Origin of the sequence: Laedolimicola sp., assembly GCF_051972735.1 — a bacterium.
In the GTDB taxonomy this organism is placed as follows: Bacteria; Bacillota; Clostridia; order Lachnospirales; family Lachnospiraceae; genus Laedolimicola; species Laedolimicola intestinihominis.
In genome coordinates, this window is sequence record NZ_JBOKYU010000048.1 from 1 (window position 1) to 15,882 (window position 15,882).

Here is a 15,882-nt window from a genome sequence, read left to right on the forward strand (position 1 = left end):
ATTGGGTGCCTGTTTTCCATAAGTTTGGTGAAAAATTACGGGCTGAAATCTATGACGATCTGGAAATTGTAGTGGAATAGTAATGGATATACAATATATAGAATAAAATGTCTGTTGAATTTTAATAGAATTATTCAATTTAAGAAAAGCCCTGAACCGCAATGGCTCAGGACTTTTTTGCTAGGAAGTATCCGTAAGGAGCTGCCGGTGGCAACTCTTGTAGGTCAGGCAATTACTTCAGATCCAGCTCCACCGGGCAGTGATCCGAACCGAAGATCTCTGTATGAATCGAAGCGTCTTCCAGCCGGTCCTTCAAGCGTTCGGATACGATAAAATAATCAATGCGCCACCCGGCGTTCTTCTCGCGGGCGCGGAAGCGGTAGGACCACCAGGAATAGACGCCCTCGGCGTCCGGATAGAAGTACCGGAAGGTATCCACGAAGCCGGAAGTGAGAACCGTTGTCATTTTGGAGCGTTCCTCGTCTGTAAATCCGGCATTTTTCCGGTTGGTTTTCGGGTTTTTCAGGTCGATTTCCTGATGGGCCACATTTAGATCGCCGCAGTAGATGACAGGCTTTTTTTCATCCAGGCTCTTGATATAGGCGAGAAAATCATCTTCCCACTGCATCCGGTAATCCAGGCGCTTCAGGCCGTCCTGGGAGTTGGGGGTATAGACAGTCACCAGATAATAGTCCTCAAATTCCAGGGTAATGACCCGTCCTTCGTGGTCATGTTCTTCAACGCCGATTCCGTAGGCGACGCTTAAGGGCTCTTTTCTGGTAAATACAGCCGTTCCGCTATAGCCCTTTTTCTCCGCGTAATTCCAGTACTGATGATAGCCGGGCAGATTGAGCGCAATCTGTCCCTCCTGAAGCTTGGTTTCCTGCAGACAGAAAATATCAGCGTCCAGCTTTTTGAAATCTTCCATAAAATTTTTCCCGACACAGGCCCGCAGACCGTTTACATTCCAGGAAATCAGTTTCATAGGTTCCTCCTTACAGAAAAGATTTGATCTTTTCTTGCATTTTACATATAATAGATATTATTATAGTGGTTCTGCGAAAGAAAGTAAAGAAGCGCAGCCGAAAGCATTATAAAGAAAAGATTTTTACAAGAGGAGAATATGTGTATGGAGAAGTTACTGGATCGGATTACCGCTGCGGTATCCGAAGCCTTTGTAAACTGCGGCTATGAGGCTGAGTACGGAAAGGTCACCATTTCCAATCGCCCGGATCTGTGCGAGTATCAGTGCAACGGAGCTATGGCAGGCGCAAAAAAGTATCACTGCGCACCCATTCAGATTGCCAATAAGGTGGCAGAGAGCTTGAAGGAGCAGGAGCTGTTTTCCGAGGTCAATGCGGTCAATCCGGGCTTCCTGAATCTGAAGCTGGCGCCTGCGTATGTGCAGGAGTATCTGCAGGTTATGGCAGATGATGAGCGCCTGGGCTGTGACAGAACAGAGAATCCGAAGACCATTATCATTGACTACGGTGGACCCAACGTGGCGAAGCCGCTGCATGTGGGACATCTCCGCTCTGCCATCATCGGCGAGAGCGTGAAGCGTCTGGGACGCTTCGTGGGCCACAACGTGACCGGCGATATCCATCTGGGTGACTGGGGTCTGCAGATGGGACTGATTATCACAGAGCTGAAGGAGCGCAAGCCGGATCTGGTATATTTTGATGAAAATTACACAGGTGAGTACCCGACCGAGGCACCCTTTACCATTTCCGAGCTGGAGGAGATCTATCCGGCAGCCAGTGCCCGGTCCAAGGAGGACGAGGCCTACAAGGAGCAGGCGATGCACGCCACCTATCTGGTGCAGCATGGCCACAGAGGCTATCAGGCTATCCTGCAGCACATCTTAAATGTGTCTGTGACCGACCTGAAGCGCAATTACGCGAACCTGAATGTAGAATTTGACCTGTGGAAGGGCGAGTCCGATGCCCAGCCCTACATCCCGGATATGGTGGAGAAGCTGAAGAAAGAGGGCTTCGCTTACGAGAGCGAGGGCGCGCTGGTGGTAGACGTCAAGGAAGACACCGATACCAAGGAGGTTCCGCCCTGCATGATTCTGAAGTCCGACGGAGCGTCCCTGTATACCACCACCGACCTGGCAACCCTGGTAGAGCGCCGGAAGCTCTTTGATCCGGACGAGGTTATCTATGTGGTGGATAAGCGTCAGGAGATGCATTTTATCCAGGTATTCCGCTGTGCCAAGAAGACAGGCCTGGTGAAGCCGGAGACGGATCTGGAATTCTTAGGCTTTGGTACCATGAACGGCAAGGACGGCAAGCCCTTTAAGACCCGTGAGGGCGGCGTTATGCGTTTGGAGTACCTGATTTCCGATATCAACGAAAAGATGTATCAGAAGATCGCGGAGAATTCTGAGATTTCCGAGGAAGAGGCGCGGGATACGGCGAAGAAGATTGGTCTGTCCGCCATCAAGTACGGCGACCTGTCCAACCAGGCGTCCAAGGACTATGTCTTTGATATCGACCGCTTTACCTCCTTTGAAGGCAATACCGGACCCTATATCCTGTACACCATTGTGCGGATTAAGTCCATTCTGAACAAGTATCAGGCCCAGGGCGGCGATCTGACAAAGGGACGGATTCCGGCAGCGGAAAATGACAGCCAGAAGGCGCTGGAGCTGGTACTGGCCCGCTTCAATGGCGTGCTGGAGAATGCCTTTGACGAGCTGGCGCCCCATAAGGTCTGCGCTTATATCTATGAGCTGGCGAACGCCTTCAACAAGTTCTATCATGAGACAAAGATTCTTGGCGAAGAGGACGAAGAGAAGCGTGCAGGGCTGGTGGCTGTACTGCAGTTGACCAAGCGGGTGCTGGAGACCTGCATCGATGTGCTGGGCTTCGAAGCACCGGAGAGAATGTAAAATAAATATTATGAAAATAAATGGCGGAAAGTCCTATAAATGCAGGATTTTCCGCCACTCTCATTCTATGTCATGTCCCTATGCACGCATTTATGCTAAGATAAAATCAGAAAACACAGCAGGAGGACTTCACCATGGAGCAGATCAAAACCGGAAAGTTTATCGCGGAACTAAGAAAGGGAAAGGGCATGACCCAGGAACAGCTTGGAGCGAGGCTTGGCGTTAATTCCCGCAGTGTCTCCCGCTGGGAAAATGGTCATGGGATGCCGGATATCTCACTGTTACTGGAACTGGCGGATGTGCTGGGGGTGACGGTGCAGGAGCTGCTGGAGGGAAGCAGGCGGGAAATGAAGATGCAGCCGGATGACAGCGGTTCAGCTGTGGATATGAAAGCAGAAGGCGGAAACGCCGGAGTCGTAACCTATGAGGGACTACATACGGTGGTGCAGTATCTGAATCAGGAGCGGGCAGCCTGGAAGAAACAGATCGATTCCAGCCTGAAATTCAGTCTGCTCTGTGTAGGTATGGCAATGGTTTTGTATATAGTTTTCGAATTGTGGTTTGCGTATATGGGAAAAGCCGGAGTCGGTCTGAATGCAGGTGTGTCTTCTTTGTTGCTGATAGGTTTTATCTGCATCCTCCAGTGCCAGCGCATGAATAAAGATGAATACGAGTTCACTACGGAGCAGTTGGAAAGCCTGATGGAAAATCAGTGCCCGAAAATGCACACGGCTCAAGAGATGCTGTACTTTCTGAAAAGCCGCCAGCAGCCGGAGCCGGATGAGAGTAAGTGCGAGAAGATTCTGAAAGCCATTGAGGCAGAATTGAAGCCTGGCGAAGCCGTCGAACTGGTCACCCAGTACGGCGAATACACCCGAAACGCCCTCCCCATGATGTGGCACCCCATCATCGCCTTCACCGACCACCGCATGATCATCGGAGGTGAGCGTCAGAAGGGCATGATCCTGGTGGAATACGACACCGAAAGCTACGAAAAAGACGACATCCTTTCCAACCGTACCGAATGCGACGGCATCCAATGGGAAATGATCATCGGCACAAAGCAGGCGGAGCTGCGGTTTACCATCAAAAAGAAACGGCAGCAGCAGAAAGATAGTGACAAAACCTCGGAAAAATAGAAGGAAACAGGGTCGTAAAAAGTTTTCGAAAAGAGGAAAAAATGCCGTAGATTCTACAAAAGAATCCACGGCATTTTTTTGTTGGTGTAAAAGAATGATTGTTTAATCTGCCACCGCCATTTGCTTCACCTGCGCAAATGCCTTATTTACCGCCGGAATCGCCAGTACAATCAGTGTAATGGCCGCCTCGCAGCCCAGATAAGAGCCGTTGTAGGCCAGGGAATAAACCGGGGCGCTCATGCCGGTTCCTTCTGCGTACATGCCGAAGAAAATCAGGCCGGACAGGAAGGCAAAGAAGTAGCGGCCCAGGACTCCCACAATGTAGCCTTTGATGAGTCCGTTCTTTTTATTGCAGAAGATACCGGACAGTCCGAGCGCTCCGAAGGCCAGCAGGTAGTCGGTGATCATCTGGGGCAGGCTGATGATGTAGGGGTCAGAGATAAGCTGTAAGAGGCCGTAGGCCACGCCGGTCATGATGCCGGTGCGCAGGCCGTACCAGTAACCGATGCAGCAGATAAACAGCATGGAAAACAGGGTGACGGAGCCGCCCATGGGAGCCTCGAAAAGCTTCAGGAACGAAGTAATCATGGCCAGCGCCATGGCTGCCGCCGCGAAAACCAGATGCTTGGTTTTGAATCTGGTCTTGCCTCCGGTGACGTAGCAGGCCAGAATGAGAAGAAGCAGCATCAGAGCCACCAGGGCGCCATAGCCCAGGCCCGTCAGGTTATAGGTGGTACCGCCGTACTCGTCCACCAGCTTCGTAGCAAAAAGTGACATAAAAAAATCCTCCTTAGGTATGAAAAATTTCACAGGAGGGGATACAAAAGATGCTTCCTTACGCCGGTACTAACCGGTTCAAGTAATGAGGGTCAACACAGAAGTGTATTCTCAGCCTTTGGCTCCCCTAGCTGTCGCTATGTGATTAATTCCACTATAGGGTAACTGGGAAAGAAAGTCAAGAGAAAACATTTTGTATTTTCGTGAATAGCAGGAAGATTTGACAGGGGCAAAGAAGGGGCTTATACTTGTAGAATATGAATCCATATGGAATAGAACCCTGGTAGCCAAAGGTGAAACAGGGTCAAAGTATAAGAAACGGAGAATTCTATGAACCGAGTACCGAACAATAAAAAAGTCATCTTTCTCTTAAGCGCCCTCTGCTGCCTTCTTCTGGTGTGCGTGAATATTTATCAGCAGAAAACCTGGCGGAGCATGGACCTGATTATTTTTATGGGCCAGAGCAACATGAGCGGCGCAGGCGGCGACGCAAGTGCCGCGCCAAAGCTTACCGAAGGAGCCGGTTACGAGTATCGCGCCGTGACCGACCCGGATACCCTGCATGTGCTGGAGGAGCCATTTGGGAAGAAGGAAAATCGCGGAGCCCTGGACGACACGGAGCTTCTGGAGCGCAAGGGAAGTCTGGTGACCTCCTTTGTAAACGCCTACTATGAGCAGACGAACGTGCCGGTGGTGGCTGTATCCGCGTCCCGGGGCAGCTCTTCCCTGAACGGCTGGCTGACCAAAGGCCTGAAGGAGGAGACAGCCGATCGCCTGAACGCGGCGAAGGACTGCATGAAGAAAGAAAAAATTCATGTGTATCACACCTACATGGTCTGGTTCCAGGGCGAGGCCGATGCAAATCTGGAGACTACGGTCGATGAATACAAGGCGCAGCTTGCCGAACTGGTCTCCTACATGAAGGAGCAGGGCGTGGAAAAATGTTTTCTGATTCAGCTTGGTCCGGATCTGACTGACCCGGCGAAGCACCAGGCTGTGATGGACGCGCAGCTTGCGGCCTGTGAGGAAAATGAGAATCTGCTCCTGGTGTCTACCCTTCCGGCGGAGCTGACTGACGCGGATCTGCGGGATGAACTGGGCATCCATTACAACCAGGAGGCTCTGAATCTCATCGGCGCGGACGCCGGAAAAAATGCGGGAGCGTATGTGAAAGAGCATGGATCAGAAAAATAGTCTTGGTAAAACCCTGTGGGAGCTGGCCATGCCGTTCCTGCTGTATGTGAGTCTGAATATGGCAATCCAGGCGGCACTGGAATTGTGCTTTTTCGAATTTTTTACAGCTCCGGAGCATGCAGTCTGGGAGCTGGCTGCTGTTAATGCCATTGAAATTCCGATTTTTTACAGGATGTATCGTGAAGATCGCATTCGTGGGCAGGCGGATGGGCAGAAAACGCGCAGCAGCGGAAAAACTGCCGCCTGGAAAAAGCAGCCCCGGACAAGCCGGCTGATTCTGGCGATCCTGGGTGGTCTGTTCCTGGGCCGCGGCTTCAACCTGTTGATTGGCCTAACGCCATTACCCACCCTGTTTCCGGGCTATGAGACGGCCAGCGACAGCCTGTATACGGGAAGTCTTCTGTCTCTGGTGGCGGCCAGTGTGGTGACGGCCCCGATCCTGGAAGAACTTCTGGTGCGGGGAATTCTCTACCGGAATCTGAAAAAGGTGTTGCAGAACCCTTATGCAGCTATTGTTTGCGCGTCCCTGCTCTTTGGTATTCTTCACGGTAATCTGGTGCAGGGGCTGTTCGCGTTCCTGATCGGTTTGTACCTGAATTGGGTTTACGAGGCGGAAGGTTCGCTTCCTCCGGCGATTCTGGCCCATGCGGCGGTGAACGCCTCTACCATTTTTCTGGAAAGGATGCCGGAGTGGCAGAATGTGCTTTATGGAAGCTTGCCGTTGTATCTGGCGGTGGCGGCGGTGTGTCTGCTGGCTGGGTTTTATGTATGGAAGAAATTTACAATTTAAGAACGCAAGCAAAGGCAGCCCAACCATGGAGCTGCTTTTGTTGTGCAGGCAGTGAGTGAAAGACCGTGCTTCATGAAAAAGTATGTGTTAAATTTGAGCCAATAGGAGCGAAGGGCGTTCAAGATTAAGAAGGTCCATGAATAACCAGAAAAATTATTGAGAAAAATGATATTTGAATTGTTCCTATAGTCCTTATTTCCAAAGAAAAAAGAGAAAACAAAGACACAATTCAATGAAAAAATAAAAATTCACAAATAATCTGACAACATAACAAAAATTCACTCTTTACATCTGAAAAAAATCGTTGTATAGTACCAATAAAGTCAGAGCAGGACGCTGCACTGAAGAATAATAGTAATTGAAAATTCCAAACAAGCGAGTTCAAGGATCTGGAGGGATGGGTATGAGCCAACAGAGCATGGGATTGTATGACCCGCGATTTGAGCACGATAACTGTGGTATCGGTGCAGTGGTCAACATCAAAGGATTGAAAAGTCACGAGACCGTGGCGAACGCATTGAAAATTGTAGAGAACCTGGAACACAGGGCCGGCAAAGACGCCGAAGGTAAGACTGGAGACGGAGTAGGAATCTTATTACAGATATCACATAAGTTCTTCTCCCAGGCAGTCAAACCTCTCGGCGTCTTTTTAGGTGAAGAAAGAGATTACGGTATCGGAATGTTCTTCTTCCCCCAGGATGAGCTGAAGCGCAACCAGGCCCGGAAGATGTTCGAGATCATTGTGGAAAAAGAGGGCATGGAGTTCCTGGGCTGGAGAGAGGTTCCCACCGTACCGTCCGTTCTCGGAACCAAGGCGCTGGAGAAGATGCCGTGCATCATGCAGGGCTTCGTGAAGCGTCCGGCGAATGTGGAAAAGGGACTGGATTTCGATCGAAAGCTCTATGTGGCCCGCCGGACCTTTGAGCAGTCCAACGACGATACCTACGTGGTATCCCTTTCCAGCAGAACCATTGTATACAAGGGCATGTTCCTGGTACATCAGCTGCGTTCCTTCTTCCTGGATCTGCAGGATGAGAATTACGAATCGGCCATCGCCATCGTACATTCCCGTTTCAGTACCAATACAAACCCCAGCTGGGAGAGAGCTCATCCCAACCGTTTTATCGTACACAACGGCGAGATCAACACCATCCAGGGCAACGCGGACAAGATGCTGGCCCGGGAGGAAACCATGGAGTCCAGCCATCTGAAAAAAGATCTGAACAAGGTGCTTCCGGTGGTTAATGCATCCGGTTCCGACTCCGCCATGCTGGATAATACCCTGGAGTTCCTGGTTATGAGCGGTATGGATCTTCCGCTGGCCGTCATGATTACTATTCCGGAGCCCTGGGATAACAACAAGGCCATGTCTCAGAAAAAGCGTGATTTTTACCAGTATTACGCTACCATGATGGAGCCCTGGGACGGCCCGGCATCCATTCTGTTCAGCGACGGCGATGTGATGGGAGCCGTTCTGGACCGCAACGGCCTTAGGCCTTCCCGTTACTACATCACCACCGACGACACCCTGATTCTTTCCTCTGAGGTGGGCGTCCTGGACATCGACCCGACGAAGATTGTCATCAAAGAGCGTCTCCATCCTGGAAAAATGCTTCTGGTGGATACAGTCAAAGGTGAGGTCATCGACGACGAGCATCTGAAAGAAAAATACGCTTCTGCGCAGCCCTACGGCGAGTGGCTGGACAGCAACCTGGTACAGTTAAAGGATCTGAAGATCCCCAATGAAAGAGTACCGGAGTTTTCCGCAGATGAGCGCAGAAAACTGCAGAAGTCCTTTGGATACAACTACGAGGAATACCGTACCTCCATCCTGCAGATGGCCCAGAACGGAGCCGAGGGTATCGGAGCCATGGGTATCGACACCCCGCTGGCGGCATTGTCCGAGGAGCATCCGCCGCTTTTTAACTATTTCAAGCAGCGGTTCGCCCAGGTTACCAATCCGCCCATCGACGCCATCCGTGAGGAAATCGTCACCTCTACCACCGTGTATGTGGGCAAGGAAGGAAATGTGCTGGAGGAGACCCCGGAAAACTGCAGACTGCTTCGCATCAACCATCCGATTCTGACGAACACGGATATCCTGAAGATTAAGAGCATGAAGGTTCCCGGCTTCAAGGTAGAAGTGATTCCGATTACCTATTATAAAAATACCAGCCTGAAGAAGGCCATGGATCGTTTGTATGTGGAGGCGGACCGTGCTTATCGGGACGGCGCGAATATCCTGATTATCTCCGACCGGGGCGTGGATGAGAACCATGTGGCGATTCCGTCCTTGCTTGCGGTATCCGGACTGAACCAGCATCTGGTTACCACCAAGAAGCGTACCGGCGTGGCGTTGATTCTGGAGAGCGGCGAGCCCAGAGAGGTACATCATTTCGCAGCACTTTTAGGCTACGGCGCCTGTGCTATCAACCCCTATCTGGCACAGGAGACCATCCGGGAACTGGTATCATGCAAGCTGCTGAATAAAGATTATTACGCAGCCGTAGACGATTATAACAGCGCGGTACTTCATGGCATCGTAAAAATCGCTTCCAAGATGGGTATTTCCACCATCCAGTCCTATCAGGGCTCCAAGATCTTCGAGGCCATCGGTATCGACAAGGATGTGGTGGACGAGTACTTCACCAATACCGTCAGCCGTGTGGGCGGCATCACTCTGGCAGACATTGAGAAACAGGCGGACGAGCTTCATTCCGCAGCCTTCGATCCCCTGGGACTGAATGTGGACCTGACGCTGGAGAGCGTGGGACGCCATAAGAGCAGAAGCGGCGGCGAGAAGCATCTGTACAATCCGCAGACCATCCATCTGCTGCAGGAGTCCACAAAGCGGGGCGACTACAAGATGTTCAAGGAATATACGGAGCTTATCAACGGGGAAAATAACCGGGGCTATCTCCGGAGACTGATGGACTTCAACTACCCGAAGAAGGGCGTACCCATTGAGGAGGTAGAGAGCGTGGACTCCATCGTGACCCGGTTTAAGACCGGAGCCATGTCCTACGGATCCATTTCCCAGGAGGCCCATGAATGTCTGGCCATCGCCATGAACACTCTGCATGGCAAGTCCAACTCCGGTGAGGGCGGTGAGAGCCTGGAGCGTCTGGAAATCGGACCGGACGGCCTGAACCGCTGTTCTGCCATCAAGCAGGTGGCTTCGGGACGTTTCGGCGTAACCTCCCGCTATCTGGTCAGCGCCAAAGAGCTGCAGATCAAGATGGCCCAGGGCGCGAAGCCCGGTGAGGGCGGCCATCTGCCGGGCGGAAAGGTGTATCCGTGGATTGCCAAGACCCGTCACTCCACGCCGGGCGTGAGCCTGATTTCCCCGCCGCCTCATCACGATATCTATTCCATTGAGGATTTGGCGCAGCTGATTTATGATTTGAAGAATTCCAACCGGGACGCACGGATTTCTGTGAAGCTGGTTTCCGAGGCCGGCGTGGGAACTGTCGCAGCCGGTGTAGCCAAGGCCGGAGCCCAGGTTATCCTGATTTCCGGATACGACGGAGGTACCGGCGCGGCGCCCAGAAGCTCCATCCACAACGCGGGACTTCCCTGGGAGCTGGGACTGGCGGAGACTCACCAGACTTTGATCATGAATGGCCTGCGAAGCCGTGTCCGCATTGAGACCGACGGCAAGCTGATGACCGGAGAGGATGTGGCCATCGCGGCCATGCTGGGAGCCGAGGAGTTCGGCTTCGCCACAGCGCCGCTGGTAACCATGGGCTGCGTCATGATGCGTGTCTGCAACCTGGATACCTGCCCGGTGGGCGTGGCTACCCAGAACCCGGAGCTGAGAAAACGGTTCCGCGGCAAACCTGAATATGTCATCAACTTCATGCGCTTTATCGCGCAGGATCTCCGGGAGTACATGGCCCGTCTGGGCGTGCGCACCGTGGACGAGCTGGTGGGACGCTCCGACCTTCTGAAGGTCCGCGATGGACTGACCGGCCGTCAGGCGGAGATTGACTTAAGCAACATCCTGAACAACCCGTTCGCAGGTAAGGGCCAGAAGGTTATCTTTGATCCGAAGCTGGTCTACAACTTCGAACTGGAGAAGACCCTGGATCAGAAGGTTCTGTTCAAGCAGCTGCTCCCGGCCCTGGAAAATGGCACCAAGCGCAGCATCGAGTTGGATGTGGGCAATACGGATCGTGCTTTCGGCACCATGTTTGGTTCTGAGATCACCAAGCGGTATCCGGAAGGCCTGGAAGAGGATACTTTTACGGTAAAATGTAAGGGCGCGGGCGGACAGAGCTTCGGAGCCTTTATCCCGAAGGGTCTGACTCTGGAACTGGAGGGCGACAGCAACGACTATTTCGGCAAGGGTCTGTCCGGCGGCAAGCTGGTGGTTTATCCGCCCAGAGGTGTACACTTCAAGCAGGATGAAAATATTATCATCGGAAATGTGGCTCTCTACGGCGCCACCAGCGGCAAGGCTTACATCAACGGCGTGGCCGGCGAGCGTTTCTGCGTCCGTAATTCCGGCGCGGTAGCAGTCGTCGAGGGCGTGGGCGACCACGGCTGCGAGTACATGACCGGTGGCCGGGTGGCCGTTATCGGCAAGACGGGCAAGAATTTCGCCGCAGGTATGAGCGGCGGCGTGGCTTATGTGCTGGATGAGGACCGCGACCTGTATACAAAGCTCAATAAGAGTATGGTTCTGATTCAGGAAGTGACCGATAAATACGACGTGCTGGAGCTGAAGGGCATGATCGAGGATCATGTGGCTTACACCAACTCCGAGAAGGGCAAGGAAATCCTGGCAAACTTTGGAGAGTATCTGCCCAAGTTCAAGAAGATTATTCCGCGGGATTACCAGCGAATGCTGATGACCATCGTCCAGATGGAGGAGAAGGGCTTAAGCAGCGAGCAGGCACAGATTGAAGCATTTTACGCAAACCAGCAGAAATAAGGAGGGGAGCATCATGGGAAAACCGACAGGATTTATGGAGTATGACCGGGTAAATCCGAAAGCACAGTCTCCGAAGGAACGTATCAAGAATTTTAATGAATTCCATACCCCTCTTTCCAAAGAGGAGCAGGAAAAACAGGGAGCGCGTTGCATGTCATGCGGCGTCCCCTTCTGCCAGGCAGGTATGATGATTGGTGGCATGGCTTCCGGCTGTCCGCTGCACAACCTGATCCCGGAGTGGAACGATTTACTGTATATGGGCAACTGGGAGCAGGCCTACAAGCGTCTGAAGCGCACCAGCAGCTTCCCGGAGTTCACGGGACGGGTGTGTCCGGCTCTCTGCGAGAAGGCCTGTACCTGCAACCTGAACGGCGATCCGGTATCCACCAAGAGTAACGAATTAGCCATCATTGAAAATGCCTACAAAGAGGGCTACGCCGTACCGACGCCGCCCACGAACCGTACCGGCAAGAAGATCGCGATTATCGGAAGCGGTCCTTCGGGACTGGCAGCAGCGGATCAGCTGAATCACAGAGGCCATTCTGTGACGGTGTTTGAGCGCTTTGACCGGGTAGGCGGACTTCTCCGCTATGGCATTCCGAATATGAATCTGGAGAAGCACATCATTGATCGGAAAATCGACATGATGAAGGCTGAGGGCGTGAAATTTGTAGTCAATACGGATGTGGGTAAGGATAAGAAGGCGGCAGAGATTCTGAAGGATTACGATCGTGTGATTCTGACCTGCGGCGCTTCCAATCCCCGGGACATCAAGGTGCCGGGCCGAGAGCTGAAGGGAATTTATTTCGCGGTAGATTTCCTCCGGGCCACCACCAAGAGTCTGCTGGATTCCAATTTCGCTGACAAGAAATTCATTTCCACCAAAGGGAAGAACGTGATGGTCATCGGCGGAGGCGACACCGGAAATGACTGTGTGGGAACCTCTATCAGACTTGGCGCAAAATCCGTCATCCAGCTGGAAATGATGCCGAAGGCTCCGGATACCCGGACCCCGAACAACCCCTGGCCCGAATGGCCGAAGATCTGCAAGACTGATTACGGCCAGGAGGAAGCTATCGCTATGTTTGGCTCCGACCCGCGTATCTATACCACTACCGTCAAGGAGTTCATCGGCGACAAGGCTGGTAATCTGAAGAAAGCCGTCTGCTGCAAGCTGGAGAGTAAGAAGGACGAGAAGACCGGCCGTATGATGATGGTACCCATCGAGGGCAGCGAGTTCACCCTGGATGTGGACGTGGTGCTGATCGCCGCAGGCTTCCTGGGAAGCCAGGACTATGTAACCAAGGCCTTTGGCGTGGAGGTCAATGCCAGAACCAATGTCAACACCGTTCCGGGCCAGTACAAGACCAACGTGGACCGGGTCTTCACCGCAGGAGACATGCACCGGGGTCAGTCCCTGGTAGTTTGGGCCATCCGCGAGGGCCGAGAGGCCGCCTGCGCGGTGGACCTGGATCTGATGGGGTATACGAGCCTGCAGGTGCAGTAAATAAACATCGGGAGAAAGAGAAGCGTCAAAAACTTCTCTTTCTTTTTACGTTCTGATTTTAAATGAGAAAAATCTGCGGATTGGAAATTATGATTAATGGATAATCAGAATCCTGAATTGACAAGGAAAATTTAACGCTATATAGTAAGGAATAGGATAGATTTTAGTAACTGTTCAGGTACTGAACAGTTACAAATTTTATTCCAAAGAATCAATGGAGGTAAAACAATGAAAAAAGTTATCGCTACAACCAACGCACCCGCTGCCATCGGCCCTTATTCCCAGGCCATCGAGTATAATGGTATGGTATACGCATCCGGCCAGATTCCGGTAAACCCGGCTACCGGCGAGGTAGAGTCTGACAACATCGAGGGTCAGGCAGATCAGTCCCTGAAGAATGTGGGAGCTATCTTAAAAGAGGCAGGTCTCGACTACAGCAACGTGATCAAGACCACCTGTTTCCTGGCAGACATCGCGGACTTTGCCAAGTTCAACGAGGTATACAGCCGCTATTTCAAGGAGGAGGCTCCGGCCAGATCCTGCGTGGCAGTGAAAGACCTGCCCAAGGGCGTGCTGTGCGAGGTAGAGGTTATCGCGGGAAGATAAAAATGAGATGAAAGAGGGAGCGCTGGGAGGCGCTTCCTTTTTTGATACAGAGCAGATACAGAAAAGGCAAAATCAAATTTCGGTAATGAATCATCGCAGATTCATTACCGGTTTTCGTTACGCTCCGCACAGCTCGCTCAAAGGATGAAAGGTATACCCCATCTCTTCCCATTTCGTCAGTAATTCATCGAGAATCTCCCCATTGGTTTTCGAGGTATTGTGAAGCAGCACCACGGCGCCCGGATGGATGCGGGTCAGAAGCTTGTCGAAGGCCTGTTCGTGGGTGGGCTGATCATCCTGTTTCCAGTCCGCGTAGGCCAGGCTCCAGAAGAAGGTGTGGTAGCCCAGATCGTTGGCCATCTGCAGATTCTTTTCACTGTAAATGCCCTGAGGTGGCCGATAGTATTTCGAGATGGGCTCGCCGGTCACTTCCTGGTAAAGGGTTTCCAGGGATTCCAGCTCCTTCGCGAAGTCCGCTTCGGTACTGATTTTGGACATATCCGGATGATGGTAAGTGTGATTGCCCACCGTGTGTCCCTCGGCCAGCATCCGCTTCACCAGATCCGGGCTGGTCTCCAGGTAATGGCCTACCACGAAGAAGGTGGCGGGCGCGTCATGCTTCTTCAGGGCGTCCAGAATCGCAGGCGTATTGCCATTTTCAAAGCCGCAGTCGAAGGTCAGATAGAGCTTCTTTTCCGCCGTTTCTTCTATGTAATAAGCGTCATATTTTTTTAGCGTATTGGCAGAAACTGTACCGGTGGGCGGAGTGCCGGGTTCGCCAAAGCCCAGTCCCCAGCTGGTGGAAGCTGCTCCGGATACAGGGAGTAGTGCAGCACTTCCGTCCGAAATGCGCGCGACGCCCTGACCGCCGAAATAGGCCAGGGTCAGAAGCAGGGCAATCCCGCACAGGCGCAGGAACAGGTGAGCAGACATGGAAGCGACAGGTTTCATAGGCGGACTCCTTCGACTTGTAGTTTTACAGTATATGTGAAAATCAGAAGGTATATGAACGCAGGATTGCGTTCACAGGAAACAGCATTTCATAGTTTTTCCATAATTCTCCCATAATCTGAACACAAAGTTCCGGTATGATAACAGTATCAACAGAAAAATAAAAGCATTGACGCCGGATGCGGAAGGCTTTCGGGGCGTAAATGGAGGTATAAGATTATGAAGTATGCGAAATTGTTGGCGATGGGTTGTGCTGTGGCATTGGCGACAGTGGGAATGACCGGTTGTACAAAGACAATGGCAGATAGCACACAGACGTCGGAGGCAGAAGAGAGCGAGAGCGTAACTGTGCAGGTGACAGCGGTAGACGGCAATACGGTGACGGCGGACCTGGGCGAGATGGCCGAGATGCAGGCGCCGGGCGATGGTCAGGCTCCGGGCGAGGCACCGGAAAAACCGGACGGCGAGGCTCCCAGTGGAGAAGCGCCGGAGAAGCCGGACGGAGAGAGTACAGACGGGGAAGCTCTGGAGAAACCGGATGGAGAGGCACCGAGCGGAGAGGCTCCCGCAAAGCCGGATGGAGACAGCTCAGACGGCCAGGCGCCTTCCATGTTCACCGCCTCCGGTGAGTCCATCACATTTACCCTGACGGATGACACCCAGATCACCGTAGAGCAGGGCGGCGAGAACACAGATGGCACGGCGGATGACATCAAAGAGGGCAGTATTCTGGAGCTGACTCTGGACGCTGACAACAATGCATTGACTATTGTAGTCAAAAACGCGGGCGGCCCGGGTGCGGGAGGTAACGGAGGCCCCGGCCAGGGCAGCGACGCTTCCAACGGAACGGCGGCCACGACGATAGATGCGGATACTACCGCAGATGGCGAGACCTACAGCTCCACCGGCGACGACGAGAACGCCCTCCGGGTGGACGGAGCCACCGCGACTTTAAGTAATATCACTGTTAATAAGACTGCCGGTTCCTCATCCAGCGCGGACAATGGTGATTTCTATGGCATGAACGCAGGCCTGTTGGCCCAGAACGGAGCCACTGTGACAATTAAGAGTGCCACAGTCAACACC

Annotated in this window: 10 protein-coding genes, 1 pseudogene and 1 riboswitch; of the genes and pseudogenes, 8 read left to right on the top strand and 3 right to left on the bottom strand. The window is 52.6% G+C overall.

Annotated elements, in window-relative coordinates:
* Nucleotides 1-232 precede the first annotated feature (232 nt).
* A complete protein-coding gene (locus ACTRC3_RS10060) occupies nucleotides 233-985 on the bottom strand; it encodes an exodeoxyribonuclease III (protein ID WP_349163391.1) in 753 nt (250 codons plus the stop codon).
* Between the two features lie 144 nt (nucleotides 986-1,129).
* On the opposite strand from ACTRC3_RS10060, the gene argS reads away from it, so the two are divergent.
* Both argS and ACTRC3_RS10070 read left to right on the top strand, forming a co-directional pair.
* The gene (gene argS, locus ACTRC3_RS10065) at nucleotides 1,130-2,896 is read left to right on the top strand and encodes an arginine--tRNA ligase (protein WP_440322968.1); all 1,767 of its coding nucleotides are present in this window, start codon (nucleotides 1,130-1,132) and stop codon (nucleotides 2,894-2,896) included.
* A 134-nt stretch (nucleotides 2,897-3,030) separates the two neighbouring features.
* Entirely contained in the window at nucleotides 3,031-4,035 is a 1,005-nt protein-coding gene (locus ACTRC3_RS10070; RefSeq protein WP_440322969.1) for a helix-turn-helix domain-containing protein, read from the top strand.
* Between the two features lie 102 nt (nucleotides 4,036-4,137).
* Here the strand turns inward: ACTRC3_RS10070 and thiT are convergent, their stop codons facing one another.
* Nucleotides 4,138-4,812 carry an energy-coupled thiamine transporter ThiT gene (thiT, locus tag ACTRC3_RS10075; protein WP_178037945.1) on the bottom strand — a complete coding sequence of 225 codons (675 nt, stop codon included), beginning with the start codon at nucleotides 4,810-4,812 and terminating at the stop codon, nucleotides 4,138-4,140.
* A gap of 38 nt (nucleotides 4,813-4,850) precedes the next feature.
* A riboswitch (TPP riboswitch) is annotated at nucleotides 4,851-4,951 on the bottom strand.
* 191 nt (nucleotides 4,952-5,142) lie between these two features.
* On the opposite strand from thiT, the gene ACTRC3_RS10080 reads away from it, so the two are divergent.
* The 5 genes from ACTRC3_RS10080 to ACTRC3_RS10100 all read left to right on the top strand — a co-directional run bounded on the left by ACTRC3_RS10080 (nucleotide 5,143) and on the right by ACTRC3_RS10100 (nucleotide 13,845).
* Nucleotides 5,143-6,006 carry a sialate O-acetylesterase gene (locus tag ACTRC3_RS10080; protein WP_440322970.1) on the top strand — a complete coding sequence of 288 codons (864 nt, stop codon included), beginning with the start codon at nucleotides 5,143-5,145 and terminating at the stop codon, nucleotides 6,004-6,006.
* Nucleotides 5,990-6,796: a lysostaphin resistance A-like protein gene (locus ACTRC3_RS10085; protein WP_440322971.1), complete on the top strand. Its 807-nt coding sequence runs from the start codon at nucleotides 5,990-5,992 to the stop codon at nucleotides 6,794-6,796. The genes ACTRC3_RS10080 and ACTRC3_RS10085 overlap by 17 nt, the downstream gene beginning before the upstream one ends.
* A gap of 403 nt (nucleotides 6,797-7,199) precedes the next feature.
* Nucleotides 7,200-11,732, top strand: a complete 4,533-nt coding sequence (gltB, locus tag ACTRC3_RS10090) for a glutamate synthase large subunit (RefSeq protein WP_440322972.1) — start codon at nucleotides 7,200-7,202, stop codon at nucleotides 11,730-11,732.
* A gap of 13 nt (nucleotides 11,733-11,745) precedes the next feature.
* Nucleotides 11,746-13,239, top strand: a complete 1,494-nt coding sequence (locus ACTRC3_RS10095) for a glutamate synthase subunit beta (RefSeq protein ID WP_440322973.1) — start codon at nucleotides 11,746-11,748, stop codon at nucleotides 13,237-13,239.
* A 228-nt stretch (nucleotides 13,240-13,467) separates the two neighbouring features.
* Nucleotides 13,468-13,845, top strand: a complete 378-nt coding sequence (locus ACTRC3_RS10100; protein WP_178037950.1) for a Rid family detoxifying hydrolase — start codon at nucleotides 13,468-13,470, stop codon at nucleotides 13,843-13,845.
* Between the two features lie 117 nt (nucleotides 13,846-13,962).
* On the opposite strand, the gene ACTRC3_RS10105 is transcribed toward ACTRC3_RS10100, so the two are convergent.
* Nucleotides 13,963-14,796 carry a delta-lactam-biosynthetic de-N-acetylase gene (locus tag ACTRC3_RS10105; protein ID WP_440322974.1) on the bottom strand — a complete coding sequence of 278 codons (834 nt, stop codon included), beginning with the start codon at nucleotides 14,794-14,796 and terminating at the stop codon, nucleotides 13,963-13,965.
* A gap of 219 nt (nucleotides 14,797-15,015) precedes the next feature.
* On the opposite strand from ACTRC3_RS10105, the pseudogene ACTRC3_RS10110 reads away from it, so the two are divergent.
* Nucleotides 15,016-15,882, top strand: a pseudogene (locus ACTRC3_RS10110) (hypothetical protein); the annotation flags it as partial.

Coding starts and splice junctions, on each gene's coding strand:
- ACTRC3_RS10060 (WP_349163391.1), bottom strand. CDS start 985: ATGAAACTGATTTCCTGGAATGTAAACGGTCTGCGGGCCTGTGTCGGG.
- argS (WP_440322968.1), top strand. CDS start 1,130: ATGGAGAAGTTACTGGATCGGATTACCGCTGCGGTATCCGAAGCCTTT.
- ACTRC3_RS10070 (WP_440322969.1), top strand. CDS start 3,031: ATGGAGCAGATCAAAACCGGAAAGTTTATCGCGGAACTAAGAAAGGGA.
- thiT (WP_178037945.1), bottom strand. CDS start 4,812: ATGTCACTTTTTGCTACGAAGCTGGTGGACGAGTACGGCGGTACCACC.
- ACTRC3_RS10080 (WP_440322970.1), top strand. CDS start 5,143: ATGAACCGAGTACCGAACAATAAAAAAGTCATCTTTCTCTTAAGCGCC.
- ACTRC3_RS10085 (WP_440322971.1), top strand. CDS start 5,990: ATGGATCAGAAAAATAGTCTTGGTAAAACCCTGTGGGAGCTGGCCATG.
- gltB (WP_440322972.1), top strand. CDS start 7,200: ATGAGCCAACAGAGCATGGGATTGTATGACCCGCGATTTGAGCACGAT.
- ACTRC3_RS10095 (WP_440322973.1), top strand. CDS start 11,746: ATGGGAAAACCGACAGGATTTATGGAGTATGACCGGGTAAATCCGAAA.
- ACTRC3_RS10100 (WP_178037950.1), top strand. CDS start 13,468: ATGAAAAAAGTTATCGCTACAACCAACGCACCCGCTGCCATCGGCCCT.
- ACTRC3_RS10105 (WP_440322974.1), bottom strand. CDS start 14,796: ATGAAACCTGTCGCTTCCATGTCTGCTCACCTGTTCCTGCGCCTGTGC.